Origin of the sequence: Herbaspirillum sp. B65, from assembly GCF_000333555.1 — a bacterium.
In the GTDB taxonomy this organism is placed as follows: domain Bacteria; phylum Pseudomonadota; class Gammaproteobacteria; order Burkholderiales; family Burkholderiaceae_D; genus Herbaspirillum; species Herbaspirillum rubrisubalbicans.
Window position 1 is genome coordinate 1 of the sequence record NZ_BADI01000347.1, and the last position, 4,861, is coordinate 4,861.

The 4,861-nt window shown below is 64.0% G+C and carries 4 protein-coding genes; 2 read left to right on the top strand and 2 right to left on the bottom strand.

The features are described 5' to 3' along the window. Positions 1 to 89 precede the first annotated feature (89 nt). Both I5W_RS08630 and I5W_RS08635 read left to right on the top strand, forming a co-directional pair. The gene (locus tag I5W_RS08630) at positions 90 to 776 is read left to right on the top strand and encodes an aspartate/glutamate racemase family protein (RefSeq protein ID WP_044528915.1); all 687 of its coding nucleotides are present in this window, start codon (positions 90 to 92) and stop codon (positions 774 to 776) included. Between the two features lie 8 nt (positions 777 to 784). Next, the gene (locus tag I5W_RS08635) at positions 785 to 2,200 is read left to right on the top strand and encodes an FAD-binding oxidoreductase (RefSeq protein ID WP_044528916.1); all 1,416 of its coding nucleotides are present in this window, start codon (positions 785 to 787) and stop codon (positions 2,198 to 2,200) included. A gap of 80 nt (positions 2,201 to 2,280) precedes the next feature. Here I5W_RS08635 and lpdA read toward each other — a convergent pair whose 3' ends face one another. Both lpdA and I5W_RS08645 read right to left on the bottom strand, forming a co-directional pair. Further along, the gene (gene lpdA, locus I5W_RS08640; protein WP_044528917.1) at positions 2,281 to 4,056 is read right to left on the bottom strand and encodes a dihydrolipoyl dehydrogenase; all 1,776 of its coding nucleotides are present in this window, start codon (positions 4,054 to 4,056) and stop codon (positions 2,281 to 2,283) included. A gap of 30 nt (positions 4,057 to 4,086) precedes the next feature. Next, positions 4,087 to 4,861, bottom strand: a 775-nt coding sequence (locus tag I5W_RS08645) for a 2-oxo acid dehydrogenase subunit E2 (RefSeq protein WP_044528918.1), incomplete at its 5' end; no start/stop codon positions are given.

The following is a 4,861-nucleotide window of genomic DNA, read 5'->3' on the forward strand; positions in this document are numbered from 1 at the left end:
TTAGGGGACCGACAATGAGCAAGGAACATGCCCGTCGGCCTGGGGTACATTCGTTGCCTGTGCTGACTCCAGTTTTGCGAGAAACCATCATGTCCCTTGTCGCGGCCGACGGCCCTGCCCTGTTCGTCATCAATCCCAATAGTACGGCTGCCGTCACGCACGGCATCGAGGCAGCCATGGCGCCGCTGCGCATGGCCGGTGGTCCGGTCATCGAATGCCTGTCGCTGTCCTCGGGCCCGCCTGGCATCCAGACCCAGCAGGATGTGGACAGCGTGGCTCCCCAGTTGGTCTCGCTGGCGCGCTCCTTGCGCGCCCGTGCGGCTGCCTTCGTGATCGCCTGCTACTCCGATCCCGGCCTGTATGCGGTGCGCGAGGCGGTGGACGTGCCGGTGCTGGGCATCATGGAAAGCGGTGTACTGACGGCCCTGACGCTGGGCCAGCGCTTCGGCGTCATCGCCATCCTGCCGGGCTCGATCCCGCGCCATCTGCGCGCCTACGGGGCGATGGGCGTGCAATCGCGGCTGGCGGGCGAACTGGCCATCGGCCTGAATGTGACCGAACTGGCCGATTACAACCGCACCCTGGCGCGCATGTGTGAAGTCGGCCTGCGCCTGCGGGATACCCATGGCGCCGACGTGATCGTCATGGGGTGCGCCGGCATGGCGGTCTATCGGGACGCCTTGCAGGAAGCACTGGGCATACCGGTGGTCGAACCCAGCCAGGCGGCAGCCGCCATGGCGATCGGCCGCATCAAGATGAACTGGCATGGCGCCTGAGGACCGATATGAATGAAAATACCCAGCAACTGATCCAGCAGCTGCGCAGCATCGTCGGCGACGCGGGACTGGTCACGGCGGCCGAGGAGCAGGCTTCGTATGTGAAGGATTGGCTCAATAAATGGCATGGCCGTGTCGCCGTGGTGGTGCGCCCGGCCGACACCGCGCAAACTGCCGAGGTAGTACGCCTATGCCACCAGACCCACACCCCCATCGTCACCCAGGGCGGCAATACCGGCATGAGTGGCGGCGCCACGCCCGACGACAGTGGCGCCCAGGTGATTGTCTCGACCACCCGCATGAACCGCATCCGTGCGGTGGACCCCATCAACAACACCATGACGGTGGACGCCGGCGTGCTCCTGGCCCATGCGCAGGAAGCGGCACGCGCCGCGGGGCGCTACTTCCCGCTCAGCCTGGGTGCCGAAGGCAGTTGCACCGTCGGCGGCAACCTGGCCACCAACGCCGGCGGGATTGCGGTACTGCGCTTTGGCAACATGCGCGAGCTGGCACTGGGGCTGGAAGTGGTACTGCCGGACGGGCGCGTGTGGAATGGCTTGCGCGGCCTGCGCAAGGACAACACCGGCTACGACCTGCGCGACCTCTTCATCGGCTCCGAAGGCACGCTGGGGGTGATCACCGGAGCCGTGCTGAAACTGTTTTCGCAACCGCACGCCCGCGCCACCGCTTGGGTCGGCAGCGACAGCCTGGCGCAGCTGGCCGAGTTGCTGGCACGCACGCGGGCGCGCTGCGGTGACCGGCTGGTGGCCTTCGAGATGATGTCGGCAGCTTCCTTGGCGCTGGTGCTGCAGCACGTGACCGACACCCGCGCACCGCTGGCACAGCCGGCTCGCTACAACGCGCTGATCGAACTGGCCGATACCGAGGACGTGGGCTTGCAGGCCATGCTGGAAGAGCTGCTCGGACAGGCCATGGAGGATGGGCTGGTCGGCGACGCCATGCTTTGCACCAGCAGCACGCAGGCGGCGGCGCTATGGAAAATCCGGGAGGGTATCTCGCAGGCGCAGGTGCGGGCCGGCAAGGTCATCAAGCACGACATCGCGCTACCGATCTCGGCCATTGCCGGTTTCGTGGACGAGGCTGAAGCGCTCATCTCTGGGTGTGGACTACAGGCCGAGATCATCAACTTCGGTCACCTGGGCGATGGCAACCTGCACTTCAATGTGATGATCCCGCTTTCCTCCTCGTATGAAGAGGTCAAGCAGGCCACGCTGCAACTGAACCGGCTGGTGCATGATCTGGTGACCGCGCAACAAGGCAGCATCAGCGCCGAACATGGTGTGGGGCAATTGCGGCGCGACGAACTGCAACACTACAAGTCGCCGCTGGAGATGGAACTGATGTTGCGCATCAAGCAGGCGTTTGATCCGAACCTGATCATGAATCCGGGGAAGTTGCTGTAGACGATCAAGCAGGCGCGCATGAGCATGAAAAAAATGGCGGACCCGAAGGCCCGCCATTTTTTGCTGCTGCCGAACGCTGATTACTTCTTGCGCTGCGGCGGCAAGTCGGTGCAATGCCCTTCGGCCACTTCCGCCGCCATGCCCAGGGACTCGCCCAGGGTCGGGTGCGGGTGGATGGTCTTGCCGATATCGACCGCATCGGCGCCCATCTCGATGGCCAAGGCCACTTCGCCGATCATGTCGCCGGCGTGGGTGCCGACGATGCCGCCACCGATGACGCGATGGGTCTCGGCATCAAACAGCAGCTTGGTGAAGCCTTCCGAACGGCCATTGGCCACGGCGCGACCGGAAGCGGCCCACGGGAAGTGGCCCTTCTCGATCTTGATGCCCTTTGCCTTGGCTTCGTCTTCGGTCACGCCGACCCATGCCACTTCCGGATCGGTATACGCCACCGAAGGAATGACGCTGGCGTCGAAGAAGCTCTTCTCGCCGGCAATCGCTTCGGCCGCTACGTGGCCTTCATGCACCGCCTTGTGCGCCAGCATGGGCTGGCCCACCAGGTCGCCGATGGCGAAGATGTGCGGGACGTTGGTGCGCATCTGCTTGTCGACAGCGATGAAACCGCGATCCGAGACGATCACGCCAGCCTTGTCGGCCGACAGCTTCTTGCCGTTCGGGCTGCGGCCCACGGCCACCAGCACCAGGTCGTACAGTTGCGGCTCAGGTGCGGTGGCACCGGCTTCAGCGGCTTCGAAAGTCACCTTGATGCCTTCGGGCAGAGCTTCCACGGCCACGGTCTTGGTCTTGACCATGACGTTGTCGAAGCGCTTCTCGTTGAACTTCTGCCAGACCTTGACCATGTCGCGGTCCGCACCTTGCATCAGACCGTCCATCATCTCGACCACGTCGATGCGCGCGCCCAGGGTGGAATAGACGGTGGCCATTTCCAGACCGATGATGCCGCCGCCGATGACCAGCATACGCTTGGGTACCTGGCGCAGTTCGAGTGCACCGGTCGAATCGACGATGCGCGGATCCTGAGGGACGAAGGGCAGGTTCACCACCGAGGAACCGGCAGCGATGATGGCGTGCTTGAACTGCACCACCTTCTTGCTGCCATCCGCGGCGGTGACTTCGATATGGTTGGGGCCGGCGAACTGGCCCTCGCCATTGACCACCTGCACCTTGCGCGCCTTGGCCATGCCGGCCAGGCCACCGGTCATGGTGCCGATCACCTTGTCCTTGTAGGCGCGCAGCTTGTCGATGTCGATCTCGGGCTTGCCGAAGGTCACACCGTGCGACGCCATGGCGGCAGTCTCGTCGATCACGGCCGCCACGTGCAGCAGCGCCTTGGAGGGGATGCAGCCGACGTTGAGGCAGACGCCACCGAGCGTGGCTTCACGTTCGACGATGACGGTGTTCAGGCCCAGGTCGGCGGCACGGAAAGCGGCCGAGTAACCACCGGGGCCACCACCGAGGACCATCACGTCGCACTGCACGTCGGCGCTGCCGCCGAAGCTGGCAGCCGTCGGTGCAGCAACGGGAGCTGCGGCAGCGGCAGGCGCGGCAGCAGCCGGTGCGGGCGCCGCAGCAGGTGCCGGGGCGGCTGCGGCTTCGCCGGCAGCTTCTACCATCAACAGCAGCGAACCTTCGGCGACCTTGTCACCGACCTTGACCTTGACTTCCTTGACCACGCCAGCTTGGCTGGACGGGATTTCCATGCTGGCCTTGTCGGATTCGACCGTGATCAGCGATTGATCCACCTTGATGGTGTCGCCGACCTTGACCATCACCTCGATGACTTCGACTTCCTTGAAATCCCCGATATCGGGGACCTTGACTTCAGAGAGACTCATTGTCCTGACTCCGTAATGTTCGGTGGTGGCTTACAGCAACGACTTGCGCAGATCGCCCAGCACTTCGGCCAGGTAGGCCGAGAAGCGCGCGCCCATGGCGCCATCGATGACGCGGTGGTCATAGGACAGCGAGGTCGGCAGCATCAGGCGCGGCACGAACTGCTTGCCATCCCACACCGGCTTGGTGATCGACTTGGACAGGCCCAGGATGGCCACTTCCGGCGCATTGATGATGGGCGTGAAGGCGGTACCGCCAATGCCACCCAGCGAGGAAATGGTGAAGGTCGCGCCTTGCATGTCGGCCGGCTTCAACTTGCCGTCGCGGGCTTGTGCGGACAGTTCGCCCATTTCGGTAGCGATCTGGCCGATGCTCTTCTGGTCGGCGTTCTTGATGACCGGCACCACCAGGCCATTCGGGGTATCGGCGGCGAAGCCGATGTTGTAGTACTTCTTGAGGATCAGGTTCTCGCCCTTCTCGTCCAGGGACGCATTGAAGGCCGGGAATTTCTTCAGGGCCGAGACACTGGCCTTGATGACGAACGCCAGCATGGTCAGCTTGACCGGCGACTTGGCCTTGGCGAAAGCGTCGTTGGAGGTCTTGCGGAATTCTTCCAGCTCGGTGACATCGGCTTCGTCGAACTGCGTCACGTGGGGGATCATCACCCAGTTGCGATGCAGGTTGGGGCCGCTGATCTTCTTGATGCGCGACAGCGCTTGCAGTTCGGTCTCGCCGAACTTGCTGAAGTCCAGCGACGGCCACGGCAGCAGGTTCATACCCGCGCCGCTGCCATTGGTGGCAAGTGCG

Coding starts and splice junctions, on each gene's coding strand:
- I5W_RS08630 (WP_044528915.1), top strand. CDS start 90: ATGTCCCTTGTCGCGGCCGACGGCCCTGCCCTGTTCGTCATCAATCCC.
- I5W_RS08635 (WP_044528916.1), top strand. CDS start 785: ATGAATGAAAATACCCAGCAACTGATCCAGCAGCTGCGCAGCATCGTC.
- lpdA (WP_044528917.1), bottom strand. CDS start 4,056: ATGAGTCTCTCTGAAGTCAAGGTCCCCGATATCGGGGATTTCAAGGAA.